Source organism: Enterobacter sp. 04-C-12-SI-ECC (assembly GCF_047530715.1).
Lineage (GTDB): Bacteria > Pseudomonadota > Gammaproteobacteria > Enterobacterales > Enterobacteriaceae > Enterobacter > Enterobacter bugandensis.
Genome location: NZ_JBLKDI010000011.1, coordinates 91,292 through 116,011, shown reverse-complemented (window position 1 = coordinate 116,011; position 24,720 = coordinate 91,292). Strand labels below are relative to the sequence as shown.

Below are 24,720 nucleotides of genomic sequence, written 5' to 3'. Positions count from 1 at the left end.
TACTCTCATCTCGTTACTGCTTCGGCTCAGCAACCACGTTGCTGCCCAGACCGCGGTTGTTGTATTCCCACATGCGGTTGAAGTTCGCGTCGTTCAGGTTGCGCTGCACGTTTCCTTTATCGTCCACCGCACCGGTGTTGCCGGAGAACGGACGTTTGGAGACAGCCGCATCAGCCCACGGCTTCGCCACGTTAAAGCCTTCGTTGATCACGCTGTCGCGGATAACGACCTGGCCGTTGGTCGCAGAGTCCACGTCCAGGGAGCGGCCCAGCTGCGCCACGCCGTCACCGGCCGCGTTAAAGCGGCTGTTCACGGCCAGGAAGCCGTAAAACAGGTTAGACTGGGTTGCCGGAGCAAACACATAGCCTTCCTGCTGGGTACGGGAATTCACCACGCGGAAATCGGTGTTATCAAACACCACCGCGCCGCGACCGGACACCAGATCCACGTCACCTTCAACGTAGCTGTTGGTCACCAGCGTACGGGTCAGACGGTTGTTCTGCAGCGTGTTCTGTACGCCGCTGTTGGTCACGAAGAAGGTGTTCTGACGGCCCAGAATATTGACGTTGTTAAACTGCACCTTATCGCCGTCGCTACGCAGCGCAACGGCCTGGTGGTTACCGGCATCCACGCTGTCACCAAGGGTATTCTGAATGGTCAGGTTCTGCAGTTGCAGGCCATTATTCTGCGACCAGAACACCGCCGAGCACATCACGCCAACGGTGGCGGAACGCTTGCTCTGGCAGTTATCAAACATATACCACGCCGGTTTGCCCGGCATATATTTGCCTGCCGGGTTCACCAGGTGACGCCAGGCGGTGCTGTCGATTTCGGAATCAATCGCCAGGCCAATTTTTACGTCGATGGCTTTTTCACCCAGACCGTAAATCGTAATGCTGCCAGGAGCCGCCGGAACGTACACGGTGCCTTCGTATTCACCCGGCAGGATCGCGATGTACTGGCGAGACGCGCTGTGTTTAGTGATTGCCGCGTCAACCGCTGCCTGGATAGTGGTATGCGTTACGCCCTGCGCGCCAGCCGGGCCAACAACGAAGTCAGGCTGTTTAGGCAGGTTAATAGAAGACGGTGTCCACGGCGCGGCGTTAGGATCCATCGCCGAGAAGTAATGGGCGCGGTCGAAATTCTTCGCTTCATCCGCGGACAAAATCGGGCGGGAGGCGGTACCGGGCGCTACCTGCTCAGAAGGACGCTGATCCGGTGGTGTAGAACTGCATGCGGATAATGTCACGCCAAAGGCGAGCGCTAACGCCAGACGGGAAATCCTGGAAATGTTCAAGGTGAAGCTCCTGGGTATGCAAGTCTTTACGGGATAGACGAAATAGCCTGCTTTTTTATACTAAGTTGAGCGAAACGGGAAGATAAAAAGGGTAAAAGTTGCATTTTTTGCCCGGAGGTAACGGGAAAGTCATCACAAATAAATAACATTTTCCCTTAAGGCGGTTGACAGCAGACGATGGATGCAAATAAATGTCTATACAACCCATGACAAGTGGAATGCCCATGCAGCTTCAACCTGACGATGTTATATGGCGAAATGCGCGCCTGGCAACAATGGTTCCCGATACATCCGCGCCTTATGGCCTGAAAGAGCAGCACGCGCTGGTCGTGCGCGGCCAAACTATCCTTGGCGTGCTCCCTGAATCTGACCTTCCTTCCGGACACCGTCACGTCATCGATCTTGAGGGACGTCTGGTCACGCCTGGCCTGATTGACTGCCATACCCATCTGGTATTTGGCGGCGACCGCGCGGCGGAGTGGGAGCAGCGTCTGAACGGCGTCTCTTACCAGACCATCAGCGCTCAGGGGGGCGGGATTAACGCCACCGTGACGGCAACGCGCAGCAGTTCACCCGAAACCCTGCTCAAGCTGGCGCAGCAGCGGCTCCAGCGTCTGATGAATGAAGGCGTCACGACCGTTGAAATCAAATCGGGATACGGGCTCAACGCCGAGGCCGAAGAGAAGATGCTGCAGGTTGCCCGCCAGCTGAGCCTCGATAATCCGATCGATATCAGCCCAACGCTGCTGGCGGCCCATGCGGTTCCGCCGGAATATCGACAGGATCCGGATGCGTACCTCGCGCTGGTCTGTGAGCAGATATTGCCCACGCTGTGGCAAAAAGAGTTATATGAAGCAGTAGACGTGTTCTGCGAAAACGTCGGTTTTACCCCGTCGCAAACCGAGCGCCTCTTTAAGGCCGCCGCCGCGCTCGGTATCCCGGTGAAAGGGCATGTTGAACAGCTGTCGAATCAGGGCGGTGCGGCGCTGGTCAGCCAATATAACGGACTGTCGGCCGATCATATCGAATATCTCGACGACGCGGGCGTTCAGGCGATGGCGCAAAGCGGTACGGTTGCGGTACTGCTCCCCGGCGCGTTCTATTTTCTGCAGGAGCGCCAGCGTCCGCCGGTTGAACAGCTCAGAAAACAGGGGGTAGCGATGGCGGTCGCCACCGACTATAACCCCGGCACCAGCCCGTTTGCGAGCCTGCACCTGGCGATGAACATGGCCTGCGTCCAGTTTGGCCTGACGCCCGAAGAAGCCTGGGCTGGCGTCACGCGGCATGCCGCGCAGGCGCTGGGGCGCGGTGAAACCCACGGACAGCTGCGGGCCGGGTTTGTCGCTGATTTTATCGTCTGGGATGCTCACCACCCGGTGGAGATGGTCTACGAGCCGGGACGCAATCCGCTGTATCAACGTATTTTCCGTGGGGAGGCAGTATGAAGTTATGGCGGCCCGTCGCCGAAACGGTCTGGCAGGGGCGAGACGACAGCGCCGAAGCCAGCAATGCAACGCGCATTTTCCAGACGATACAACAGCAGGCGCAGTTCACGCCGCTTTCATCCGGCATCGCGCTGATAGGCTTTGAATGCGATGCAGGGGTTAAACGCAATCAGGGCAGGCCCGGCGCCGCGCAGGCCCCTGATATTCTGCGCAAAGCGCTGGCGAATATGGCAAGCCATCAGGGACACGAACGGCTGGCGGATATGGGCTCGGTGTACGTTGAAAGCGATGAGCTTGAACCCGCGCAGCGGGCGTTAAGCGATGCCGTGACGGCCTGCCAGCAGTCCGGGATGCGCACGCTGGTGTTTGGCGGCGGGCATGAAACCGCCTGGGCGCATGGACGGGGTGTTCTGGATGCATTCCCCGGCGAGCGCGTGGCGGTGATAAACCTGGATGCGCATCTCGACCTGCGCAAGGCCGACCGGGCGACGTCCGGTACGCCGTTTCGTCAGCTGGCTCAATACTGCGATGAATGCGGGCGCGAGTTTCGCTATGCCTGCTTTGGCGTCAGCCGCGCGGCGAACACCCAGGCACTGTGGGATGAGGCCGAACGCCTGAACGTCACGCTGGTGGAGGATCTTCATTTCAGACGCGAGGCATTATCGGCGCTGGAAAAGGTGCTGGCGCAGGCCGAGCGTGTCTATCTTACGATCGATCTGGACGTCCTGCCCGCGGGCGAAATGCCTGCCGTTTCCGCCCCTGCGGCGTTAGGCGTCCCGGCAATGGATCTAATGCCGGTTATTGAACAAATCTGCCGCAGCGGTAAGCTGCAGGCCGCCGATCTGGTAGAGTTTAACCCGCAGTACGATCGGGACGGACAGGGCGCAAAGCTCGCTGCCCGTCTGGCCTGGCAAATTGCTCACTGGTGGGCATAACACTATTAAAGGAGTCACGATGTTTTCACGCTCACCCCTGCCGCAACCGAGCCCGCCCGCGCCTTTCTATGAAAAGGTGAAGCAGGCGATCAGCGAAAAAATCGCCACCGGCGTCTGGCGCCCGCACGATCGCATTCCGTCGGAGGCCGAGCTGGTGGCGCAGTTCGGTTTTAGCCGGATGACCGTCAACCGGGCGCTGCGCGAGCTCACCGACGAAGGACTTCTGGTGCGCCTGCAGGGCGTGGGGACGTTTGTGGCGGAACCGAAAGGGCAATCTGCCCTGTTTGAAATCCGCAGCATTGCCGATGAGATAACCTCGCGTAATCATCAGCACCGCTGCGAAGTGTTGGTGCTGGAAGAGACCCAGGCCAGCGCCGAGCAGGCCGCTGAGCTAAATGTCAAAGAGGGTAGCCGCATCTTCCACTCCGTGATGGTGCATTTTGAAAACGACATTCCGGTGCAGATTGAAGATCGCTGCGTCAACGCAGAGCGGATACCGGAATACCTGAACCAGGATTACACCCACACCACGCCGCACGCCTATCTGTCGCTGGTCGCACCGCTGACGGAAGGGGAGCACATTGTTGAGGCCGTACGCGCGACGCCGCAGGAGTGCGAGCTGTTGCGCATTAAAGAATACGATCCGTGCCTGCTGATCCGCCGTCGTACCTGGTCATCATCGGATATCGTGTCGCATGCCCGACTGCTTTTCCCGGGGAACCGTTACCGGCTGCAGGGCCACTTTATGTCATAAGTTTTATAAGCGTGATCGCTAACGCAATATAACAAAATTGTATCTTTTTTGTTAAATCCGGCCTTGTGTGTGCTTGTCTATACAAGTATATCTAAATACATCATCTGTCCCGTATAGGAGCACACAATGTCGTCAGGTAAATACCGCCAGCAGGACGTCCGCGCCGCGCGCGGCACCACGCTTACTGCCAAAAGCTGGCTCACCGAAGCCCCGCTGCGCATGTTGATGAACAACCTTGATCCTGAGGTGGCGGAAAACCCCCACGAACTGGTGGTCTACGGCGGCATAGGCCGCGCCGCACGCAACTGGGAATGCTATGACGCAATTGTAAAATCCCTGACCGAACTCGAAAACGACGAAACCCTGCTGGTGCAGTCCGGCAAGCCGGTTGGCGTGTTTAAAACCCACAAGAACGCGCCGCGCGTGCTGATCGCCAACTCTAACATCGTGCCCCACTGGGCCACCTGGGAACACTTCAACGAGCTGGACGCGAAAGGGCTGGCGATGTATGGCCAGATGACCGCCGGGAGCTGGATCTACATCGGTAGCCAGGGGATTGTGCAGGGCACCTACGAAACCTTCGTGGAAGCGGGGCGTCAGCATTATAACGGCTCGCTGAAAGGCCGCTGGGTGCTTACCGCCGGTCTGGGCGGGATGGGCGGCGCGCAGCCGCTGGCCGCCACGCTGGCCGGCGCGTGCTCGCTGAACATTGAATGCCAGCAGAGCCGCATTGATTTCCGTCTGCGTACCCGTTACGTCGACGAACAGGCCGAGAATCTTGATGACGCGCTGGCGCGCATCAAAAAATACACGTCCGAAGGCAAAGCGGTGTCGATTGCCCTGTGCGGCAACGCGGCGGATATTCTGCCGGAGCTGGTTGCCCGCGGCGTGCGTCCGGACCTGGTCACCGACCAGACCAGCGCCCATGACCCGCTGCACGGTTACCTGCCAAAAGGCTGGACGTGGGAAGACTACCAGCAAAAAGCGGAAACCGACCCTGAAGGCACGGTACTGGCGGCTAAGCGTTCGATGGCGGAACACGTCTCCGCGATGCTGGCCTTCAGCCAGTTGGGTATTCCAACCTTTGACTACGGCAACAACATCCGCCAGATGGCGAAAGAGATGGGCGTGAATAACGCCTTCGACTTCCCCGGCTTCGTGCCTGCCTATATCCGCCCGCTGTTCTGCCGCGGCATCGGCCCGTTCCGCTGGGTGGCCTTGTCCGGCGATCCGCAGGATATCTACAAAACTGACGCTAAAGTGAAGGAGATCGTCGCCGACGACGAACACCTGCACCACTGGCTGGATATGGCTCGCGAACGCATCAGCTTCCAGGGCCTGCCGGCGCGCATCTGCTGGGTAGGGCTCGAGTGGCGGCAAAAGCTGGGCCTCGCCTTCAACGAAATGGTGCGCAGCGGCGAGGTCTCCGCGCCGATTGTGATCGGCCGTGACCACCTGGACTCCGGTTCCGTCGCCAGCCCAAACCGTGAAACCGAAGCCATGCGCGACGGATCTGACGCGGTCTCCGACTGGCCATTGCTTAATGCCCTGCTGAATACCGCCAGCGGCGCCACCTGGGTCTCGCTGCACCACGGCGGCGGCGTCGGGATGGGCTTCTCCCAGCACTCAGGGATGGTCATCGTCTGTGATGGAACCGATGAAGCGGCCGCGCGCATCGCCCGCGTGCTGCACAACGACCCGGCAACCGGCGTGATGCGTCACGCGGATGCGGGTTACGAGATTGCCATTGACTGTGCCAAAGAGCAGGGACTGAACCTGCCGATGATCCCTGCCACACAAGGAAAGCATGCATGAACGCGTTAACACTCACTCCCGGCTCGCTGACGCTCAAACAGCTGCGTAACGTCTGGCGCCAGCCGGTCCCCCTGTCGCTTGATGAAAGCGCCCACGCCGCGATAAACGACAGCGTCGCCTGTGTAGAAGCGATTGTTGCCGAAGGGCGCACCGCCTACGGGATTAACACCGGCTTTGGCCTGCTGGCGCAGACCCGCATCGCCACGCACGATCTGGAAAACTTACAGCGTTCGCTGGTGCTGTCGCACGCGGCAGGCGTCGGCCAGCCTCTGGATGATGAGATTGTCCGTCTGATGATGGTGCTCAAAATCAACAGCCTGGCGCGCGGTTTCTCGGGCATTCGCCTGAGCGTGATCCAGGCGCTGATGGCCCTGGTGAATGCAGAAGTCTATCCGTGGATCCCGGCAAAAGGTTCCGTCGGTGCCTCCGGCGATCTCGCTCCGCTGGCGCACATGTCGCTGCTGCTGCTGGGTGAAGGCAAAGCGCGCTGGCAGGGCGAGTGGCTCCCTGCGAAAGAAGCGCTGGCAAAAGCCGGCTTAACGCCAATCACTCTCGCGGCAAAAGAGGGGCTGGCGCTGCTCAACGGCACGCAGGCGTCGACGGCCTTCGCGCTGCGCGGCCTGTTTGAAGCGGAGGATCTCTTTGCCTCGGCTGTGGTGTGCGGTGCGCTGACCACCGAGGCGGTGCTCGGCTCGCGTCGTCCGTTTGACGCGCGTATTCACGCGGTGCGCGGCCAGCGCGGGCAGATTGATGCCGCCGCCATGTACCGCCACGTGCTCACCGACACGAGTGAGATTGCGGATTCACACCATAACTGCGAGAAGGTGCAGGAACCGTATTCTCTGCGCTGTCAGCCGCAGGTGATGGGCGCGTGCCTGACGCAGCTGCGCCAGGCAGCAGAGGTGCTGCTGGTGGAGGCCAATGCGGTCTCCGACAACCCGCTGGTATTCGCCGAGGAAAACGAGGTGGTCTCCGGGGGCAACTTCCACGCCGAGCCGGTGGCGATGGCGGCGGATAATATCGCGCTGGCGATTGCCGAAGTCGGCGCGTTGTCCGAGCGCCGTATCGCGCTGATGATGGATAAACACATGTCCCAACTGCCACCGTTCCTGGTGCGTAACGGCGGGGTTAACTCAGGCTTTATGATCGCTCAGGTGACGGCCGCAGCGCTGGCAAGCGAGAACAAAGCCCTGTCGCACCCGCACAGCGTGGACAGCCTGCCAACCTCGGCGAACCAGGAAGATCACGTGTCGATGGCCCCGGCGGCCGGGCGTCGTCTGTGGGAGATGGCCTCCAACACCCGCGGCGTGCTGGCGGTGGAGTGGCTGGCGGCGTGTCAGGGTATCGATCTGCGCGAAGGGCTTAAATCCAGCCCGCTGCTGGAGCAGGCGCGCCATGTGCTGCGCGAGCACGTCACGCATTACGATGACGACCGCTTCTTTGCGCCGGATATTGATAAGGCGATGCAGCTTCTGGAAGAGGGACGCCTTGTAGGACTGCTACCTTCGGTTCTGTGATGTTTTGCCCGGTAGCGCTGCGCTTACCGGGCCAACGAATGCGGAATCCAGGCCGGGTAAGGCGTAGCCGCTACCCGGCTTTTTTCAGGAATACATCGCCGTAATCGACGCGCTCCCCAGGGAATGGAAATGCACGTTAAACCCGACCATCGCGCCGCTCGCCCCTTCATCGACCTCAATCTTCTCCACATCCAGCGCGTGCACCGTGAAGATATAGCGGTGGGTTTCCCCTTTTGGCGGCGCCGCGCCGCCGTAGCCCGCTTTACCAAAGTCAGTGCGCGTCTGAATGGCACCTTCAGGCAGGGCAACCAGGTCTGAACCGGAACCCTGGGGCAGCACGCGCGTGTCGGCGGGCAGGTTCGCCACAACCCAGTGCCACCAGCCCGAGCCGGTCGGCGCGTCCGGGTCGTAGCAGGTCACGACAAAGCTTTTGGTTCCTGCAGGAACGTCGTCCCACGCCAGGTGTGGGGAGATATTATCCCCCTGATAGCCCATGCCGTTGAAAACGTGGCGTTCGGGGAGTTTTTCACCGTCGCGCAGATCTTTACTGATGATTTTCATACGGTTTACCCTCGTTATTCACTCGTTCAGGAAGTGTAACGCATGGAATTAAATCGCGAAATGCGCGGGAATGTTAACGGCTGTTACGACCGCGTCGGTTAATTTACGCAGCTGCTCCGGCGTGATGCTGTACGGCGGCATCAGGTAGATAAGCTTGCCGAAAGGCCGCACCCAGACGCCCTGCTCAACGAAGAAGCGCTGCAGCGCCGCCATGTTCACCGGGCGGGTGGTTTCAATCACCCCGATGGCACCCAGCACGCGCACGTCCGCCACAAAATTCGCCCCCGAGGCGGCACTCAGCTCTCCTTTCAGCTGTGCCTCAATCGCCGCGACCTGCGTCTGCCACTCGCCGCTCTCCAGAATGGCGAGGCTTTCGCTTGCCACGGCGCAGGCCAGCGGGTTGCCCATAAACGTCGGGCCGTGCATAAAGCAGCCCGCCTCGCCGTCGCTGATGGTGTCGGCAACCTGACGAGTGGTGAGGGTGGCGGAGAGCGTCATGGTGCCGCCGGTCAGCGCTTTGCCCAGACACAGAATATCCGGCGCAATGCCCGCGTGTTCGCAGGCAAACAGCTTGCCGGTGCGGCCAAAGCCGGTGGCAATTTCATCGGCAATCAGCAGAATGCCCTCGCGGTCGCACATCTTGCGAATGCGCCTCAGCCATTCCGGATGGTACATCCGCATTCCGCCCGCGCCCTGCACGATCGGTTCGAGAATAACGGCGGCGATTTCATGGCGATGCGCCGCCATCAGCCGCGCGAAGCCCACCATGTCCGTCTCGTTCCACTCACCGTCGAAGCGGCTTTGCGGCGCAGGGGCAAACAGGTTTTCCGGCAGATAGCCCTTCCACAGGCTGTGCATGGAGTTGTCCGGATCGCAGACCGACATCGCCCCGAAGGTATCCCCGTGATAGCCGTTGCGGAAGGTGAGGAACCGCTGGCGCGTTTCGCCCTTCGCATGCCAGTACTGCAGCGCCATCTTCATCGCCACTTCCACCGCCACCGAGCCGGAATCGGCCAGGAAAACGCACTCCAGCGATTCAGGCGTCATCGCCACCAGGCGACGGCATAAATCCACCGCGGGCTGATGGGTGATTCCGCCAAACATCACGTGCGACATCTGGTCAATCTGGGCCTTCATCGCCGCGTTCAGGCGCGGATGGTTGTATCCGTGAATGGCCGCCCACCAGGAGGACATTCCGTCAACCAGCCGCTCGCCGCTGGCGAGATGCAGCTCGCAGCCGTGGGCAGAGGCCACCGGATAGACGGGAAGGGGGCGGGTCGTAGAGGTGTAAGGGTGCCAGATATGCTGCTTGTCGAAGGCGAGATCGTCCTGGGTCATAATCGACTTGTAAACCATTTTGAAAAGTTTTAGGTTTACGAGTATAAACCGAACCGAAAATTAACAAAACCCTTTGGAGAAGCCCAATGGCTCACCACGCACGCTGGACGATGTCGCAAGTTACTGAATTATTCAATAAACCTTTCCTTGAGCTGATGTTCGAAGCCCAACAGGTGCATCGTCAGCACTTCGATCCGCGTCATGTTCAGGTCAGCACGCTGCTGTCGATCAAGACCGGCGCCTGTCCTGAAGACTGCAAATACTGCCCGCAGAGCGCGCGCTACAAAACCGGTCTCGAATCCGAGCGTCTGATGGAAGTGGAGCAGGTGCTCGACTCCGCGCGCAAGGCGAAAAACGCGGGCTCAACCCGCTTCTGCATGGGCGCGGCGTGGAAGAACCCGCACGATCGCGATATGCCGTACCTGGAGCAGATGGTGAAGGGCGTGAAGGAAATGGGCCTCGAAGCCTGCATGACCCTCGGTACGCTAAACGAGGAGCAGGCGCAGCGCCTTTCTGCCGCGGGGCTGGACTACTACAACCACAACCTGGACACCTCCCCGGAATTTTACGGCAACATCATCACCACGCGCACCTATCAGGAGCGCCTGGACACGCTGGACAAAGTGCGTGATGCAGGGATCAAGGTCTGCTCCGGCGGCATCGTGGGCTTAGGCGAAACGGTGAAAGACCGTGCGGGCCTGCTGCTGCAGCTGGCGAACCTGCCCACCCCGCCGGAAAGCGTGCCGATCAACATGCTGGTGAAGGTCAAGGGCACGCCGCTGGCGGATAACGAGGATGTGGATGCGTTTGATTTTATCCGCACCATCGCGGTGGCGCGCATCATGATGCCGACCTCTTACGTTCGCCTCTCTGCGGGCCGCGAGCAGATGAACGAGCAGACTCAGGCAATGTGCTTTATGGCCGGCGCCAACTCCATCTTCTACGGCTGCAAGCTGCTGACCACGCCGAACCCGGAAGAGGATAAAGACGTTCAGCTGTTCCGCAAGCTGGGGCTGAACCCGCATCAGACCGAGGTGCTGACGGGCGATAACGAGCAACAGCAGCAGCTGGAGCAGCAGATTCTCAACGCCGATACCGACCAGTTCTACAACGCGGCAGCCGTATGACCTGGCAGGCACGGATTAATGCCGCGCTGGAAGAACGCCGGGCGGCAGAGGCGTTTCGCGTTCGCAGGGTGGTGGAAAACGGCGCGGGCCGTTTTCTGACCCGCGAGGGACGGCAGTTTTGTAATTTCTCCAGCAATGACTATCTCGGGCTGAGCCAGCATCCGGCCATCGTCCGCGCCTGGCAGCAGGGCGCGGAGCGGTTTGGCGTGGGCAGCGGTGGCTCGGGGCACGTCAGCGGATACACCACGGCGCATCAGGCGCTGGAGGAAGAGCTGGCCGACTGGCTAGGCTATCCGCGCGCGCTGCTGTTTATCTCCGGCTTTGCCGCCAATCAGGCGGTCATCACGGCCATGATGGGGAAAGAGGACCGCATTGTCGCCGACCGCTTAAGCCACGCCTCGCTGCTGGAAGCGGCAAACTTAAGTCCCGCCCAGCTGCGGCGTTTTGCCCATAACGATGCGTCACAGCTCGCCTCGCTGCTGGACAAACCCTGCGACGGGCAACAGCTGGCGGTCACGGAAGGGGTGTTCAGCATGGACGGCGACAGTGCGCCGCTTGCCGCGCTTCACGAGGCCGCAAAGCGGCAAAACGCCTGGCTGCTGGTCGATGATGCTCACGGTACTGGGGTGATGGGCGATGAAGGACGCGGCAGCGCCCATCAACAAGACGTGAAGCCGGAACTGCTGGTGGTTACCTTCGGCAAAGGCTTTGGCGTCAGCGGCGCCGCCGTGCTGTGCAGCGAACCTGTCGCCGACTATCTGCTGCAGTTTGCCCGTCACCTCATCTACAGCACCAGCATGCCCCCGGCGCAGGCCGTGGCGCTGTCGGCGTCGCTGGCGGTGATCCGCAGCGCAGAAGGGGATGAACGCCGTCAGCAGCTGGCAGAGCACATCTCCTGCTTCCGTCAGGGACTGGCGGCGCTTCCCTTCCAGAGTCCCGATTCGCAGAGCGCCATCCAGCCCGTGATTGTCGGCGAAAACGGCCGCGCGCTGGCGCTGGCCCAGGCGCTGCGCGAGCGGGGGATGTGGGTTACGGCCATTCGTCCGCCAACCGTTCCGCCGGGCACCGCGCGTCTGCGCTTAACCCTGACGGCGGCGCATGAGGCGCAGGATATCCAGACGCTGCTGGAGGCGCTTCATGATGCCGGTGAATAAGCAGGCCGTTGCGGCGGCGTTTGGCCGGGCCGCGCGGAGCTATTCGCAGCACGATGAACTCCAGCGCCAGAGCGCGCAGGGGCTTCTGGCCGCGCTTGGCGAGAACCGCTTCCCGCAGGTGCTGGACGCCGGCTGTGGTCCCGGCAGCAACAGCCGCTACTGGCGCGAGGCGGGGAGCGAGGTGACGGCCATCGACCTGTCGCCCGCCATGCTGGACGAGGCGCGCCAGCAGCAGGCGGCGCACCACTATGTCGTGGCCGATATCGAGGCTATCCCGCTGGCGGACGCGCAGTTCGATCTGGTCTGGAGCCATCTGGCGGTGCAGTGGTGCAGCAGCCTGCCGCAGGCGTTACGCGAGCTTTATCGCGTCGCACGACCGGGCGGAAAGGTGGCCTTTACCACCTTGCTGGAAAGTTCGCTGCCGGAGCTGAATCAGGCGTGGAAAGCGGTGGATGAGCAGCCGCACGCGAACCGCTTTTTATCGTATGAGCAGGTGACGCAGGCGCTGGCAGGCTGGCGCTGTCGCAGCACGGTGCAAACCATCACGCTTAATTTTAGCGACGCGTTCAGCGCCATGCGCTCTCTGAAGGGCATCGGCGCCACGCACCTGCACGCCGGGCGGGAGAAAAAACCGCTGACCCGGGGGCAGCTGCAACGCCTGGAGCTGGCCTGGCCGCAGCAGCGGGGCCTTTTCCCGCTCTCTTATCAACTTTTTCATGGGATTATCGAACGTGACTGAACGTTATTTTGTTACCGGCACGGATACGGAAGTGGGCAAAACAGTTGCCAGCGCTGCGCTGCTGCAGGCGGCACGACTGCTCGGAAAAAACACCGCCGGATATAAGCCCGTGGCTTCCGGCAGCGAGATGACGGCGGAAGGGTTACGCAACACCGACGCGCTGGCGCTCCAGCGTAACAGTAGCCTTGAGCTTGCCTATTCGGCGGTGAATCCCTATACCTTTGCCGAGCCGACGTCGCCGCACATTATCAGCGCTGACGAAGGCCGTCCGATTGATTTCGCCGTGCTGTCTGCCGGGTTACGGACGCTGGAAAGCCAGGCCGACTGGGTGCTGGTGGAAGGCGCGGGAGGCTGGTTTACGCCACTGTCGGACACGCAGACCTTTGCTGACTGGGTGCAGGCCGAGCGGCTTCCGGTCATTCTGGTCGTCGGCGTGAAGCTGGGCTGCATCAATCACGCCATGCTGACGGCGCAGGCCGTTCAGCAGGCAGGGCTGACGCTGGCAGGCTGGATAGCCAACGACGTGGTTGCGCCGGGCAGGCGGCATGAGGAGTATCTGGCGACCCTCAAGCGCGTGCTCCCGGCACCGTTCCTCGGGGAAATCCCCTGGATTGCTGGCGATGCTGAGCAGGCCGAAACCGGGCGTTATCTCGACCTCAGCGTCTTGCTTCCCGCGACATCCAGTGGGCGATAAGCTCATCGTTCAGCTCGCTAACGTGGCCCTGAGCCACGTTACGCCCGCGATAAAGCATGCAAAACCGATCCGCCACCCGGCGGATAAACGACAGCTGCTGCTCCGCCAGCAGCACCGTCATGCCTAACTCCCGGTTTAAGCGCACCAGCAGATGCGCCAGCTTCTGGGCAAATCCGTGTCCTGCCCCATGCGTAGGCTCATCCAGAATCAGCATCCGCGGGCGGTTGACCAGTGCATTCGCCAGGGCAAGCTGATACTGATCCTCTGGCGAAAGGGTATTGCCCCGCGTCTGACGACGCGCGTAGAGTTCCGGGAACAGATCGTATACGTCGCTTTTCGCCGCCGGGTCGGGTTTCCCCATCGCCCGCATGGCAATATGCAGATTCTCCTCAATCGTCAGTTGAGAGAAAATACGCCTGTCCTGCGGCACATAGCCTATTCCCGGCTCTGAACGTTGTTCCGGTGCCGGGCTGAGCAAATCACGCGGCGGTGCGCCCGCTTCATGCCAGATAATCGTGCCGCTTTCGACGGGGATGTTTCCGGTAATGCAGTTCATCAGGGTGGTTTTGCCCATCCCCGGCAGGCCTATGACGCCTGTACACATCCCTTGCGGAAAATCCAAATCCACGTTCCATAGCGTATGTTGGCTTCCGTAAAACTGATTCACTGCACGCAGACTCAACATCTTTCTCTCCTTAAAAATGCGTAGGGATAGGCCTGACGTGAAGCTGCAAAACGCTTGCCAGAAACCTGAAATCGATTAAAAAAACGACTTTTTTAGGAATAAGCCACAGGAGAGCAGGGTAAAAACGCGTGGCTTGCACATCGACGGTGCCGGGAATGGTGAGTTGTGGTGCAGGACGAAAAATGGCTGAAATGTGAGCAGGATCGCATCTGTTGGTTATGAATGACTCAACTGTTTATCGTCAAAAAAGAGCTATAAAAATTTTTTGTTGCCGCCTCGTGGGAAAATCCGGGAATTTGCTGAGCGGCGGTCTACACGGGCTGGAAGCAGTTATCCACTATTCCTGTGGATAACCATGTGCATTAGAGTTAGAAAACACGCGATAAGCGAGAGAAGACGCGGCTTTCGCCCAAATTGACGCGAAACGCGGCTTTAGAAAATATCGTTTAAAATTTAATTGCTTAGATAAAAGCAATTACCGTAATGAAAGTGTCACTCGTTGCCATAAAACTATCATTACCTGGCTTGACAAATGTTAAAAAAGAAAAAGTTCTGGGGATAACCCAGCCTGGCTGGTTTTTTATCTCGTCAGAGCCTAAATTTTGTCCGCTAACGCGCTAATGACTCCGCCGCTACGCTAAATATCCTGACACGCTACTGGTTTTTCATCCAGTGTTTTTTACTGGCATTCCTGGCAACAACGAGTAAAATTACTCACCTGCCGCTTATAACGTCATCAGGTCGTCGCCCATGAGTAAACCGTTCAAACTGAATTCTGCTTTCCGCCCCTCTGGCGATCAGCCTGAGGCGATCCGTCGTCTTAAAGAAGGGCTGGAAGACGGGTTGGCGCACCAGACGCTGCTGGGGGTAACCGGCTCGGGCAAAACGTTTACTGTCGCCAACGTGATCGCTGACCTGCAGCGCCCCACGATGGTGCTTGCACCCAATAAAACCCTCGCGGCACAGCTTTACGGCGAGATGAAAGAGTTCTTCCCGGAAAACGCGGTGGAGTATTTTGTCTCCTACTACGATTACTACCAGCCGGAAGCCTATGTGCCGAGCTCTGATACCTTCATCGAGAAAGATGCTTCGGTGAACGAACACATCGAACAGATGCGACTGTCGGCGACCAAGGCGCTGCTTGAGCGTCGCGATGTGGTTGTGGTCGCGTCTGTTTCGGCGATTTACGGCCTGGGCGATCCGGATCTCTATCTCAAGATGATGCTGCATCTGACGCAGGGGATGATCATCGATCAGCGCGCAATTTTGCGCCGTCTGGCCGAGCTGCAGTACACCCGTAATGACCAGGCCTTCCAGCGCGGTACGTTCCGCGTGCGCGGTGAGGTGATCGACATCTTCCCGGCGGAATCGGACGATATGGCGCTGCGCGTCGAGCTGTTTGACGAAGAGGTCGAGCGTTTGTCACTGTTCGACCCGCTGACCGGCCACGTTGAGTCGGTGATACAGCGTTTTACCATCTACCCTAAAACGCACTACGTGACGCCACGCGAGCGTATCGTGCAGGCGATGGAAGAGATCAAAGAGGAGCTTGCAGAGCGCCGTAAGGTGCTTCTGGCTAACAATAAGCTGCTGGAAGAGCAGCGCCTGAGCCAGCGCACCCAGTTCGATCTGGAGATGATGAACGAGCTGGGCTACTGCTCGGGTATCGAAAACTACTCGCGCTTCCTCTCCGGGCGCGGGCCGGGCGAGCCACCGCCGACGCTGTTTGACTATCTTCCGGCCGACGGTCTGCTGGTGATCGACGAATCCCACGTCACGATCCCGCAGATCGGCGGGATGTACCGCGGTGACCGCGCGCGTAAAGAGACGCTGGTGGAGTACGGCTTCCGCCTGCCGTCAGCGCTGGATAACCGTCCAATGAAGTTTGAAGAGTTTGAGGCGCTGGCACCGCAGACCATCTACGTGTCGGCCACGCCGGGCAACTACGAACTGGAAAAATCCGGCGATGAGGTGATCGATCAGGTGGTCCGTCCGACAGGGCTGCTGGACCCGATTATCGAAGTGCGCCCGGTGGCGACCCAGGTGGACGATCTGCTCTCTGAGATCCGCGCCCGTTCCGCCATCAACGAGCGCGTGCTGGTGACGACGCTCACCAAGCGCATGGCGGAAGACCTGACCGAGTATCTTGAAGAACACGGTGAGAAGGTGCGCTATCTGCACTCGGATATCGACACCGTGGAGCGCATGGAGATTATCCGCGATCTGCGTCTGGGCGAATTTGACGTGCTGGTGGGGATCAACCTGTTGCGAGAAGGTCTGGATATGCCGGAAGTCTCGCTGGTGGCGATTCTGGACGCCGATAAAGAGGGCTTCCTGCGCTCTGAACGCTCCCTGATCCAGACCATTGGCCGCGCCGCGCGTAACGTCAACGGGAAAGCGATTCTGTACGGCGACAAAATCACCCCGTCGATGGCGAAAGCGATTGGCGAAACGGAACGCCGACGCGAGAAGCAGCAGCGCTACAACGAAGAGCACGGCATTACGCCGCAGGGGCTGAACAAGAAGGTGGTGGATATTCTGGCGCTGGGTCAGAATATTGCGAAGACCAAAGCGAAAGGCCGCGGCAAGGCGCGTTCAGTGGTGGAAGAAGATACCGTCGTACTGACGCCGAAGGCACTGCAGCAGAAAATCCACGAGCTGGAAGGGCAGATGATGCAGCACGCCCAGAACCTGGAGTTTGAAGAGGCGGCGCAGATCCGCGACCAGCTGCATCAGCTGCGGGATCTGTTTATCGCGGCATCATAGGTAAAGCGGCGTGTATTCCCCCTCTCCCCGTGGGAGAGGGCTGGGGTGAGGGCATCAGGCCGCACAAAGCGAACCTAACCCAGCGCCTGAATCGCTTTCTCCAGCGCCTCGCGCAGCAGGTGGCGGTCGTGACGATATTTAATATCGCTGGCTTCCAGCGGCTCCTGCACCACCACGCGATCGCCAATCCCTGTCACATCCACTTTTGGCCCAACCACGACGCCGTCGATAATTTTCTTACCGACGTACTGCTCCATCAGGTCCAGCTTGTCCGCCAGCGACAGGCTCGCCGCTGCCGGGCTCAGCTCACGGCCCAGGTTACCGATATAGACCATCGGGGCAGGGGTGCGACGCAGCGCCTGCGCCAGCTCTTTTACCAGCAGAATGGGCATCAGGCTGGTATAAAAACTGCCTGGACCGATCAGGATAAGATCCGCTTCACCAATGGCCTCCACCGCTTCTCGCGTGGCGGGTACGCTCGGATAGGTCATCAACTCCGTTGGCGGCAGGAGGAGCTGGTCAATATTCACCTCGCCGTAAACTTCATGCCCTTCGGCATCGATTGCCATCAAGTCAACCGGTTGTTCAGACATGGGGATCAGGAATGCATCCACCTTGAGCAGATTACGGATTAAGTTGATGGCTTCCAGTGGCCGTACGCTCAGGTGATCCAGCGCCTTTAACATCAGATTTCCGAGGTTATGCCCGGAAAGTTCGCCATTGCCGCCAAAACGGTACTCAAACATCGCCGACGCGACGCTCGGCTCGGTAATTAACTGGTTCAGGCAGTTGCGCATATCTCCCCAGGCAATGCCGCCTTCAGCCCGCCTGATCCGCCCGGTTGAGCCGCCGTTGTCGGTGGTTGTCACTATCCCTGTCAGCCGTGAGCCCAGTGACGACAAAGAAGACATGACGCGGCCCAGGCCGTGGCCTCCGCCAAGAGCGACCACTCGGTCAAGATCCGCAAAAGTGCGATTGCGCATACGTATTCCTTATCACGTTCGATCGCGTAACAGTAACCTAACTACCCCCAAAAGACGATGCCTCACCCAATGCAAAATGACGTATATCAATGCGAAAATGCGGTTTTTAGGTATTCTGTAGCGAAAATGCAGGACTGAATCGCTATATACATAATTATATAGCGAAAAGCGACAATGGCGGAGTGTCGATTTCCACGCTACTATCGCCATAACCACGTTTTCAAAACTGAAAACATACACTCTAGCCCTGGCGCCTGTGTCGAATGATATGGCGCCCTGGCCGTGGCGGATTTGCCACCAGGGTACAGAAAGAAATGACTGTGCCTCCCGATCTGGAAAGGTGTACATGGCTTCACAACTTACTGATGCTTTCGCGCGTAAGTTTTACTACTTGCGTCTGTCGATTACCGATGTGTGCAACTTCCGTTGCACCTACTGCCTGCCCGATGGCTACAAGCCGGGCAGCGTCACCAATAATGGCTTTCTCTCCGTGGATGAAGTGCGCCGCGTCACGCGTGCGTTCTCTGAGCTCGGTACCGAAAAAGTCCGTCTGACCGGTGGCGAACCCTCCCTGCGCCGCGATTTCCCCGACATCATTGCCGCCGTACGCGAAAACGAACGCATCCGCCAGATCGCGGTGACCACCAACGGTTACCGCATGGCGCGTGACGTGGCCAACTGGCGCGACGCTGGCCTAACCGCGATCAACGTCAGCGTGGACAGCCTCGACGCCCGCCAGTTTCACGCCATTACCGGTCAGGATAAATTTCAGCAGGTCATGGACGGCATCGATGCGGCGTTTACCGCCGGGTTCGAAAAGGTCAAAGTCAACACGGTGCTGATGCGCGACGTAAACCACCATCAGCTGGACACCTTCCTGGCGTGGATTAAATCCCGTCCCATTCAACTGCGTTTTATCGAGCTGATGGAAACGGGCGAGGGCAGCGAGCTATTCCGCCGCCATCACATCTCCGGCATGGTGTTGCGCGACGAGTTGCTGAAACGCGGCTGGATCCACCAGATCCGCCAGCGCAGCGACGGCCCGGCACAGGTCTTCTGTCACCCGGATTACGAAGGCGAGATTGGGCTTATCATGCCCTATGAAAAAGACTTCTGCGCCAGCTGTAACCGCCTGCGCGTATCGTCGGTCGGCAAACTCCATCTCTGCCTGTTTGGCGACGGTGGCGTGGATCTTCGCGATCTGCTGGAAGACGATGCGCAGCAGGCCGCGCTTGAAGCGCGCATTTCTGAAGCGCTGACGCACAAAAAACAGACCCACTTCCTGCATCAGGGCAATACCGGCATTACTCAGAACCTGTCCTACATCGGCGGGTAATCAGTCTTTAGAAGGAACCAGAAGATGAGTCAGGTCAGCGCAGAATTTATCCCGACACGCATTGCTATTCTTACCGTTTCCGACCGCCGTGGCGAAGAGGACGATACCTCCGGCCACTGGCTGCGTGAGGCGGCCCATGACGCGGGGCATACCATCGTCGATAAAGCGATTGTGAAAGAGAACCGCTACGCCATTCGCGCGCAGGTCTCTCAGTGGATCGCCAGTGCTGAGGTGCAGGTGGTGCTGATCACCGGCGGCACCGGCTTTACCGCAGGCGATCAGGCCCCCGAGGCGCTGATTCCGCTGTTTGACCGCGAGGTGGAAGGCTTCGGCGAAGTGTTCCGCATGCTCTCCTTTGAAGAGATTGGCACCTCCACGCTGCAGTCGCGCGCGGTGGCCGGCGTGGCAAACAACACGCTGATTTTCGCCATGCCGGGCTCGACCAAAGCCTGCCGCACCGCGTGGGAAAATATTATTGCCCCGCAGCTGGATGCCCGTACCCGTCCGTGTAATTTTCATCCCCATTTGAAGAAGTAAACTATGTCACAACTGACCCACATTAACGCCGCTGGCGAAGCGCATATGGTGGATGTTTCCGCCAAGGCCGAAACGGTGCGCGAGGCGCGTGCTGAGGCATTCGTCACCATGCTGCCGGAGACGCTGGCGATGATTATCGACGGCAGTCACCATAAGGGTGACGTATTTGCCACCGCCCGCATCGCCGGTATTCAGGCTGCAAAACGGACCTGGGACCTCATCCCGCTCTGCCATCCGCTGATGCTGAGCAAAGTGGAAGTGAACCTGCAGGCGCAGCCGGAGCACAACCGCGTGCGTATTGAGTCCCTCTGCCGCTTAACCGGCAAAACCGGCGTGGAGATGGAAGCCCTGACGGCGGCCTCCGTCGCCGCGCTGACCATCTACGACATGTGCAAAGCGGTGCAGAAAGATATGGTGATTGGCCCGGTTCGTCTGCTGGCAAAAAGCGGCGGCAAATCCGGTGATTTTAAGGTGGACAGCCATGATTAAGGTGCTCTTTTTCGCCCAGGTGCGTGAGCTGGTTAATACCGACAGCCTGACGCTGGACGCCTCTTTTGAAAACGTCGCCGCCCTGCGCGCGCACCTGGCGGCACAAAGCGACCGCTGGGCGCTGGCGCTCGACGAAGGCAAGCTGCTGGCGGCCGTTAACCAGACGCTGGTGGAGTTCACCCACCCGCTGACTGAAGGGGATGAAGTGGCCTTCTTCCCGCCGGTCACAGGGGGCTAAGATGGCTGAAACCCGAATTCTGGTCGGTCCCGAGCGCTTTAACGTCGGTACAGAATATGACTGGCTGGCGGAGCGCGATGAAGACGGCGCGGTCGTTACGTTCACCGGTAAAGTGCGTAACCACAATCTCGGCGACAGCGTAAAAGCGCTGACGCTGGAGCACTATCCGGGCATGACGGAGAAATCGCTGGCGGCAATTGTGGATGAAGCGCGAGGCCGCTGGCCGCTCGGGCGGGTCACGGTGATCCACCGCATCGGCGAGATGTGGCCCGGCGAAGAGATTGTCTTTGTCGGCGTGACCAGCGCGCACCGCGGTAGCGCCTTTGCGGCAGGGGAGTTCATTATGGATTACCTCAAAACCAAAGCGCCGTTCTGGAAGCGCGAAGCCACGCCGGAAGGCGACCGCTGGGTGGAATCTCGTGACAGCGATAAACAGGCCGCCAGCCGTTGGTAGTCGGTTTACGTGAATGTGTTACTCTTAACGTGTGTGTCTTCTTAACCTTAATCAGGAGTGAATCATGGACCGATTTCCGCGTTCCGATTCAATAGTACAGCAGACCCGTAGCGGGCTGCAGACGTATATGGCGCAGGTGTACGGCTGGATGACGGTCGGCCTGCTGCTTACCGCGTTCATCGCGTGGTATGCGGCGAATACGCCTGAGCTGATGATGTTTATCTTCTCCAGCAAAATCACCTTCTTTGGGCTGATTATCGCACAGCTGGCGCTGGTGTTTGTGCTTTCCGGCCTGGTGCAGAAACTCAGTGCCGGAATGGCGACCACGCTGTTTATGCTCTATTCGGCGCTGACCGGGCTGACGCTCTCCAGCATTTTCATCGTCTACACCTACTCCTCCATCGCCAGCACCTTCGTGGTGACCGGCGGGATGTTCGGCGTGATGAGCCTTTACGGTTACACCACCAAACGTGACCTGAGCGGCTTAGGTAATATGCTGTTTATGGGGCTGATCGGGATTGTGCTGGCATCGCTGGTGAACCTGTGGCTCAAGAGCGACGCGCTGATGTGGGCCGTGACCTATATCGGTGTGGTAGTCTTTGTCGGGCTGACGGCCTATGACACTCAGAAGCTGAAAAACATCGGCGAGCAGATCGACGTGCGCGACAGTTCCAACCTGCGCAAATACTCGATTCTGGGCGCGCTGACGCTGTATCTGGACTTCATCAACCTGTTCCTGATGCTGCTGCGGATTTTCGGCAACCGTCGCTGAGGTTGCTTTGCCGGGTGGCGGTGCGGTCTGGTGCCCTCACCCTGACCCTCTCCCACGGGAGAGGGAACAAACACTTAAAACGGCAACAAAGTTGCCGTTTTGCTTTTATTTCGCCATTGCCTTCTCATTTTTCGCCCGTAACTTTTTCGCCCGGCTCTCCAGCACCAGATAACAGACCGTTGCCAGCGCCAGCGGCAGGAAGTAATAGAGCATGCGGTAGGCGAGCAGGGAGGCAATAATCGTCCCCTGTGAAACATGTTCTCCGGCCAGCAGCGCGATAAACACCGCCTCCAGCACACCAATTCCCGCCGGAATATGCACGATAACCCCGGCGATACTGCTCACCAGCAGCACGCCCAGCACGAAGAAGTAGTTCACGTCCTCGCCAATCAACAGCCAGATGATCGCCCCCATCGCCATCCAGTTGGCGCTGGATACCGCCATCTGCAGCACCGCGAACTTCCACGACGGCAGTACCAGTTTCTGCCCTTTAATGGTCATATGGCGGCGTCTGGCAAAGGCGCAGGCCCACAGATACACGGCGATGATCAGCAGTAGCACGATGCCGAGAATGCGCAGCGTGGCCTCGTCGATATACCAGTGCGCGGGCAGCTGCACCACGCCGATGGTGAAAATCACCCCGCCCAGCAGAATGTACCCCAGCCAGTTGGTGGTGATACTCAGCGAGAAAATGCGGGTGATGGTGCCGCCCGGTAATCCGAGACGCGAGTACAGGCGATAGCGCATGCCGATGCCGCCCACCCAGGTGCTCAGCGTCAGGTTGAAGGCGTAGCAGATAAACGACACCAGCATCACCTGACGTTTAGCCAGCTTGTGGCCGCAGTAGGCGCGACCGAGCAGATCATAGCAGCCGTACATCAGGTAGCTGACGATAACCAGCCCTACGGCACCCAGCAGCACCAGCCGGTTATAGTTGCGGATAACCTTCCACACCTCTTCCCAGTCCACTTTCTGCGCGTAGACCACCAGCAGTACCGCGACCGCGATAAAGAATACCCAGGTGAGGATTTTTTTCGCCAGCCGCCAGCGAGGATGAGATTTTGACATCAGGGTTTGCCTCCATCTTCCGCTTCAACGCGGTCCTGGGTTTCCATTTCAGGTTGTACCGGCGGATCAACCTGCGCCAGCTTTGGCGTATGCGCCGGCAGCCAGCCGACCATCGCCGGGAAGTGGCGCAGGAAGTGGAACACCACCACGCCGATACCAACGTTCCACCAGCTCCGTTTCGGCACCATGGACTCATCCACCCGTACGCAGTCCTTATGGATAAGTCCCTGAAGGTTATCCCGCAGGGTCTGGTTAAACTGACGGTCGTGGATGATCAGGTTCGCTTCCAGGTTAAGCGACAGGCTCAGCGGATCGAGGTTACTGGAGCCGACGGTTGCCCAGTGGTCATCCATGACGGCCACTTTGCCGTGCAGCGGGCGGCGGCGGTATTCATATATCTGCACGCCGCTTTTCACCAGGTAGCGGTAGAGCAGGCGCGCGCCCACCTTCACAATCGGCATATCCGGCTCGCCCTGCACAATCAGTTTAACGCTCACGCCGCGTCGGGCCGCGTTGCGCATGGCGTGCAGAATACGGTAGCCGGGGAAGAAATAGGCGTTGGCGATAATCACTTCGCGCTTCGCATTGGCCAGCATCTTCAGGTAATGACGTTCAATATCGTCCCGATGCTCCTCGTTGTCCCGCCAGACAAACAGCGCCTGCGCTTCGCCGGGCTTGCGGTTCTCTTCCGGGCGATGACGGCGTCGCCACCAGCGGCGAGCGGCCTCTTTACCGGGCAAGTTTTCCAGCACGAACAGCTGGATGTCCTGAACTACCGGTCCCTCAATGCGGATCGCGTAGTCCTGCTTGGCCTCCGGGCCGTAATCCGACATATGCTCGGCGGAGTAGTTAATGCCGCCCACGAACGCCACCGTTTCGTCCACTACGACTATTTTGCGGTGCATGCGCCGGAACAGGTTGGTGCGCATGCCGAACAGACGCGGACCGGGATCGTAATAGCGGAACACCACGCCGGCGGCGGTGAGCTCGTTAACAAATTCATCGCTAAGATCCGGCGAGCCATATCCATCGAGCAGCGCCTCGATTTTTATCCCGCGCCGGGCGGCATGCAGCAGTACGCTGTGCAGCTGCCTGCCAACGTCGTCTTCAAACCAGATAAACGTTTCAAGGTAGACTTTCTGCTGTGCGTGGCTAATCGCCTCAAAGACCGCCGGATAAAAGTTATCGCCGTTTTCCAGCAGCGTAATACGGTTACCTTCCTGCCAGGTGCATTTCATAAGTGGATCTCCGCGCTCAGCGGGGCATGGTCGGAAAGATGTCGCCAGTTCAGTAACGCCAGCGCCGTCGGGCTGCTGGCATGCGCATTTTTCACGTAGATGCGGTCCAGGCGCAGCAGGGGGAAGCGCACCGGAAACGTCCGTGCGGGACGACCATGTGCCCGGGTGAAAATTTCCTCCAGTCCCGCTTTGACCTTCAGCGGATGGTTGGCGCGCTGCCGCCAGTCGTTAAAATCCCCGGCGACCACCACGGGTTCGCCTTCCGGCAGCGCATTGGTCCAGTCCGCCAGCATCTGCAGCTGCGCCTGGCGGTGGGCTTCACGCAGTCCGAGGTGAACGCAGCCCACGTGAACCGGAACGTCAAGTTCCGGCGGCGTGATGCGGCAGTAAAGCAGCCCGCGCTTTTCGCTCTCCCCGACGGAAACGTCCCGGTTCTCATAATGTTCTATAGGAAAACGCGACAGCACCGCATTACCGTGATGGCCTTCCGGATAGACCGCGTTGCGGCCGTAAGCGTAATCGCTCCACATGGTGTCGGCCAGGAATTCATAGTGCGGCGTATCGGGCCAGTTTTCGAAATGCATGGGGTGTACCTCGTGCGCGCCCATCACCTCCTGCAGGCAGACAATGTCCGCGCTGACGGTGCGTACCGCGTCGCGCAGCTCCGGTAAAATGAAGCGGCGGTTAAATGCTGTGAAGCCCTTATGAATGTTTATCGTCAGCACCTTAAGCGAGAAATGCTGCGTTTTTTTGCTCATAAACACCTTCCTGGGTGACT

General features: G+C 59.3%; 24 protein-coding genes and 1 riboswitch. Of the genes, 16 read left to right on the top strand and 8 right to left on the bottom strand.

The window, feature by feature from the left end; translation table 11 throughout:
- Positions 1 to 13: 13 nt before the first annotated feature.
- Positions 14 to 1,297: a putative acyl-CoA thioester hydrolase gene (locus tag ACMWL8_RS15405; protein WP_045259941.1), complete on the bottom strand. Its 1,284-nt coding sequence runs from the start codon at positions 1,295 to 1,297 to the stop codon at positions 14 to 16.
- 224 nt (positions 1,298 to 1,521) lie between these two features.
- Between ACMWL8_RS15405 and hutI the strand changes: the two genes are divergently transcribed.
- From hutI to hutH, 5 genes are all read left to right on the top strand, one after another.
- Positions 1,522 to 2,742, top strand: a complete 1,221-nt coding sequence (gene hutI / locus ACMWL8_RS15400) for an imidazolonepropionase (RefSeq protein ID WP_045259942.1) — start codon at positions 1,522 to 1,524, stop codon at positions 2,740 to 2,742.
- A complete protein-coding gene (gene hutG / locus ACMWL8_RS15395) occupies positions 2,739 to 3,677 on the top strand; it encodes a formimidoylglutamase (protein ID WP_045259943.1) in 939 nt (312 codons plus the stop codon). Before hutI ends, hutG begins: the two co-directional genes overlap by 4 nt.
- A gap of 19 nt (positions 3,678 to 3,696) precedes the next feature.
- Positions 3,697 to 4,431, top strand: a complete 735-nt coding sequence (locus ACMWL8_RS15390; RefSeq protein WP_045259944.1) for a histidine utilization repressor — start codon at positions 3,697 to 3,699, stop codon at positions 4,429 to 4,431.
- A gap of 126 nt (positions 4,432 to 4,557) precedes the next feature.
- Positions 4,558 to 6,246, top strand: coding sequence for a urocanate hydratase (hutU, locus tag ACMWL8_RS15385; RefSeq protein WP_045259945.1), 1,689 nt, complete (start codon positions 4,558 to 4,560; stop codon positions 6,244 to 6,246).
- Positions 6,243 to 7,763 carry a histidine ammonia-lyase gene (hutH, locus tag ACMWL8_RS15380; protein WP_414751602.1) on the top strand — a complete coding sequence of 507 codons (1,521 nt, stop codon included), beginning with the start codon at positions 6,243 to 6,245 and terminating at the stop codon, positions 7,761 to 7,763. Before hutU ends, hutH begins: the two co-directional genes overlap by 4 nt.
- 84 nt (positions 7,764 to 7,847) lie before the next feature.
- Here the strand turns inward: hutH and ACMWL8_RS15375 are convergent, their stop codons facing one another.
- Both ACMWL8_RS15375 and bioA read right to left on the bottom strand, forming a co-directional pair.
- Positions 7,848 to 8,324 (bottom strand): kinase inhibitor, encoded by a 477-nt coding sequence (locus ACMWL8_RS15375; protein WP_028012412.1) that lies wholly within the window; start codon positions 8,322 to 8,324, stop codon positions 7,848 to 7,850.
- Positions 8,325 to 8,372: 48 nt separating this feature from the next.
- The gene (gene bioA / locus ACMWL8_RS15370; RefSeq protein WP_028012413.1) at positions 8,373 to 9,662 is read right to left on the bottom strand and encodes an adenosylmethionine--8-amino-7-oxononanoate transaminase; all 1,290 of its coding nucleotides are present in this window, start codon (positions 9,660 to 9,662) and stop codon (positions 8,373 to 8,375) included.
- A gap of 86 nt (positions 9,663 to 9,748) precedes the next feature.
- On the opposite strand from bioA, the gene bioB reads away from it, so the two are divergent.
- Genes bioB through bioD form a run of 4 tightly spaced genes read left to right on the top strand, consistent with a single transcriptional unit; the run spans position 9,749 to position 13,376 of the window.
- Positions 9,749 to 10,789, top strand: a complete 1,041-nt coding sequence (gene bioB / locus ACMWL8_RS15365) for a biotin synthase BioB (RefSeq protein WP_045259947.1) — start codon at positions 9,749 to 9,751, stop codon at positions 10,787 to 10,789.
- Positions 10,786 to 11,943, top strand: coding sequence for an 8-amino-7-oxononanoate synthase (gene bioF, locus ACMWL8_RS15360; RefSeq protein WP_045259948.1), 1,158 nt, complete (start codon positions 10,786 to 10,788; stop codon positions 11,941 to 11,943). Before bioB ends, bioF begins: the two co-directional genes overlap by 4 nt.
- Positions 11,927 to 12,682: a malonyl-ACP O-methyltransferase BioC gene (bioC, locus tag ACMWL8_RS15355; protein ID WP_045259949.1), complete on the top strand. Its 756-nt coding sequence runs from the start codon at positions 11,927 to 11,929 to the stop codon at positions 12,680 to 12,682. The genes bioF and bioC overlap by 17 nt, the downstream gene beginning before the upstream one ends.
- Complete coding sequence (gene bioD, locus ACMWL8_RS15350) at positions 12,675 to 13,376, top strand: dethiobiotin synthase (RefSeq protein WP_045259950.1); 702 nt, start codon at positions 12,675 to 12,677, stop codon at positions 13,374 to 13,376. The genes bioC and bioD overlap by 8 nt, the downstream gene beginning before the upstream one ends.
- Here bioD and ACMWL8_RS15345 read toward each other — a convergent pair.
- Positions 13,339 to 14,061 (bottom strand): ABC transporter ATP-binding protein, encoded by a 723-nt coding sequence (locus ACMWL8_RS15345; protein WP_045259951.1) that lies wholly within the window; start codon positions 14,059 to 14,061, stop codon positions 13,339 to 13,341. The genes bioD and ACMWL8_RS15345 overlap by 38 nt on opposite strands.
- 750 nt (positions 14,062 to 14,811) lie before the next feature.
- On the opposite strand from ACMWL8_RS15345, the gene uvrB reads away from it, so the two are divergent.
- Positions 14,812 to 16,827 carry an excinuclease ABC subunit UvrB gene (uvrB, locus tag ACMWL8_RS15340; RefSeq protein ID WP_028012419.1) on the top strand — a complete coding sequence of 672 codons (2,016 nt, stop codon included), beginning with the start codon at positions 14,812 to 14,814 and terminating at the stop codon, positions 16,825 to 16,827.
- Between the two features lie 74 nt (positions 16,828 to 16,901).
- On the opposite strand, the gene yvcK is transcribed toward uvrB, so the two are convergent.
- The gene (gene yvcK, locus ACMWL8_RS15335) at positions 16,902 to 17,810 is read right to left on the bottom strand and encodes a uridine diphosphate-N-acetylglucosamine-binding protein YvcK (RefSeq protein WP_028012420.1); all 909 of its coding nucleotides are present in this window, start codon (positions 17,808 to 17,810) and stop codon (positions 16,902 to 16,904) included.
- Positions 17,811 to 18,035: 225 nt separating this feature from the next.
- A riboswitch (molybdenum cofactor riboswitch) is annotated at positions 18,036 to 18,169 on the top strand.
- Between yvcK and moaA the strand changes: the two genes are divergently transcribed.
- From moaA to ACMWL8_RS15305, 6 genes are all read left to right on the top strand, one after another.
- Entirely contained in the window at positions 18,157 to 19,146 is a 990-nt protein-coding gene (moaA, locus tag ACMWL8_RS15330; protein WP_045259952.1) for a GTP 3',8-cyclase MoaA, read from the top strand. It overlaps the preceding riboswitch by 13 nt.
- Positions 19,147 to 19,170: 24 nt before the next feature.
- Positions 19,171 to 19,683 carry a molybdenum cofactor biosynthesis protein B gene (gene moaB, locus ACMWL8_RS15325; RefSeq protein ID WP_028012422.1) on the top strand — a complete coding sequence of 171 codons (513 nt, stop codon included), beginning with the start codon at positions 19,171 to 19,173 and terminating at the stop codon, positions 19,681 to 19,683.
- 3 nt (positions 19,684 to 19,686) lie between these two features.
- The gene (gene moaC, locus ACMWL8_RS15320) at positions 19,687 to 20,172 is read left to right on the top strand and encodes a cyclic pyranopterin monophosphate synthase MoaC (protein WP_008501142.1); all 486 of its coding nucleotides are present in this window, start codon (positions 19,687 to 19,689) and stop codon (positions 20,170 to 20,172) included.
- Complete coding sequence (moaD, locus tag ACMWL8_RS15315; RefSeq protein ID WP_045259953.1) at positions 20,165 to 20,410, top strand: molybdopterin synthase sulfur carrier subunit; 246 nt, start codon at positions 20,165 to 20,167, stop codon at positions 20,408 to 20,410. The genes moaC and moaD overlap by 8 nt, the downstream gene beginning before the upstream one ends.
- A 1-nt stretch (position 20,411) precedes the next feature.
- Positions 20,412 to 20,864: a molybdopterin synthase catalytic subunit MoaE gene (gene moaE / locus ACMWL8_RS15310; protein WP_028012424.1), complete on the top strand. Its 453-nt coding sequence runs from the start codon at positions 20,412 to 20,414 to the stop codon at positions 20,862 to 20,864.
- Positions 20,865 to 20,928: 64 nt separating this feature from the next.
- Positions 20,929 to 21,636, top strand: a complete 708-nt coding sequence (locus ACMWL8_RS15305) for a Bax inhibitor-1 family protein (protein WP_010428846.1) — start codon at positions 20,929 to 20,931, stop codon at positions 21,634 to 21,636.
- 105 nt (positions 21,637 to 21,741) lie between these two features.
- On the opposite strand, the gene ACMWL8_RS15300 is transcribed toward ACMWL8_RS15305, so the two are convergent.
- Genes ACMWL8_RS15300 through ACMWL8_RS15290 form a run of 3 tightly spaced genes read right to left on the bottom strand, consistent with a single transcriptional unit; the run spans position 21,742 to position 24,700 of the window.
- Positions 21,742 to 22,704 (bottom strand): lysylphosphatidylglycerol synthase transmembrane domain-containing protein, encoded by a 963-nt coding sequence (locus ACMWL8_RS15300; RefSeq protein WP_045259954.1) that lies wholly within the window; start codon positions 22,702 to 22,704, stop codon positions 21,742 to 21,744.
- Positions 22,704 to 23,942, bottom strand: coding sequence for a cardiolipin synthase ClsB (gene clsB, locus ACMWL8_RS15295; RefSeq protein WP_045259955.1), 1,239 nt, complete (start codon positions 23,940 to 23,942; stop codon positions 22,704 to 22,706). The genes ACMWL8_RS15300 and clsB overlap by 1 nt, the downstream gene beginning before the upstream one ends.
- Positions 23,939 to 24,700 carry an endonuclease/exonuclease/phosphatase family protein gene (locus tag ACMWL8_RS15290; protein WP_041910727.1) on the bottom strand — a complete coding sequence of 254 codons (762 nt, stop codon included), beginning with the start codon at positions 24,698 to 24,700 and terminating at the stop codon, positions 23,939 to 23,941. Before ACMWL8_RS15290 ends, clsB begins: the two co-directional genes overlap by 4 nt.
- Positions 24,701 to 24,720 lie beyond the last annotated feature (20 nt).

What these genes read in the sequence shown, in the direction of transcription:
- hutI (WP_045259942.1), top strand. Translation starts at nt 1,522, where the DNA reads ATGCAGCTTCAACCTGACGATGTTATATGGCGAAATGCGCGCCTGGCA.
- hutG (WP_045259943.1), top strand. Translation starts at nt 2,739, where the DNA reads ATGAAGTTATGGCGGCCCGTCGCCGAAACGGTCTGGCAGGGGCGAGAC.
- ACMWL8_RS15390 (WP_045259944.1), top strand. Translation starts at nt 3,697, where the DNA reads ATGTTTTCACGCTCACCCCTGCCGCAACCGAGCCCGCCCGCGCCTTTC.
- hutU (WP_045259945.1), top strand. Translation starts at nt 4,558, where the DNA reads ATGTCGTCAGGTAAATACCGCCAGCAGGACGTCCGCGCCGCGCGCGGC.
- hutH (WP_414751602.1), top strand. Translation starts at nt 6,243, where the DNA reads ATGAACGCGTTAACACTCACTCCCGGCTCGCTGACGCTCAAACAGCTG.
- ACMWL8_RS15375 (WP_028012412.1), bottom strand. Translation starts at nt 8,324, where the DNA reads ATGAAAATCATCAGTAAAGATCTGCGCGACGGTGAAAAACTCCCCGAA.
- bioA (WP_028012413.1), bottom strand. Translation starts at nt 9,662, where the DNA reads ATGACCCAGGACGATCTCGCCTTCGACAAGCAGCATATCTGGCACCCT.
- bioB (WP_045259947.1), top strand. Translation starts at nt 9,749, where the DNA reads ATGGCTCACCACGCACGCTGGACGATGTCGCAAGTTACTGAATTATTC.
- bioF (WP_045259948.1), top strand. Translation starts at nt 10,786, where the DNA reads ATGACCTGGCAGGCACGGATTAATGCCGCGCTGGAAGAACGCCGGGCG.
- bioC (WP_045259949.1), top strand. Translation starts at nt 11,927, where the DNA reads ATGATGCCGGTGAATAAGCAGGCCGTTGCGGCGGCGTTTGGCCGGGCC.
- ACMWL8_RS15345 (WP_045259951.1), bottom strand. Translation starts at nt 14,061, where the DNA reads ATGTTGAGTCTGCGTGCAGTGAATCAGTTTTACGGAAGCCAACATACG.
- uvrB (WP_028012419.1), top strand. Translation starts at nt 14,812, where the DNA reads ATGAGTAAACCGTTCAAACTGAATTCTGCTTTCCGCCCCTCTGGCGAT.
- yvcK (WP_028012420.1), bottom strand. Translation starts at nt 17,810, where the DNA reads ATGCGCAATCGCACTTTTGCGGATCTTGACCGAGTGGTCGCTCTTGGC.
- moaA (WP_045259952.1), top strand. Translation starts at nt 18,157, where the DNA reads ATGGCTTCACAACTTACTGATGCTTTCGCGCGTAAGTTTTACTACTTG.
- moaB (WP_028012422.1), top strand. Translation starts at nt 19,171, where the DNA reads ATGAGTCAGGTCAGCGCAGAATTTATCCCGACACGCATTGCTATTCTT.
- moaC (WP_008501142.1), top strand. Translation starts at nt 19,687, where the DNA reads ATGTCACAACTGACCCACATTAACGCCGCTGGCGAAGCGCATATGGTG.
- moaD (WP_045259953.1), top strand. Translation starts at nt 20,165, where the DNA reads ATGATTAAGGTGCTCTTTTTCGCCCAGGTGCGTGAGCTGGTTAATACC.
- moaE (WP_028012424.1), top strand. Translation starts at nt 20,412, where the DNA reads ATGGCTGAAACCCGAATTCTGGTCGGTCCCGAGCGCTTTAACGTCGGT.
- ACMWL8_RS15305 (WP_010428846.1), top strand. Translation starts at nt 20,929, where the DNA reads ATGGACCGATTTCCGCGTTCCGATTCAATAGTACAGCAGACCCGTAGC.
- ACMWL8_RS15300 (WP_045259954.1), bottom strand. Translation starts at nt 22,704, where the DNA reads ATGTCAAAATCTCATCCTCGCTGGCGGCTGGCGAAAAAAATCCTCACC.
- clsB (WP_045259955.1), bottom strand. Translation starts at nt 23,942, where the DNA reads ATGAAATGCACCTGGCAGGAAGGTAACCGTATTACGCTGCTGGAAAAC.
- ACMWL8_RS15290 (WP_041910727.1), bottom strand. Translation starts at nt 24,700, where the DNA reads ATGAGCAAAAAAACGCAGCATTTCTCGCTTAAGGTGCTGACGATAAAC.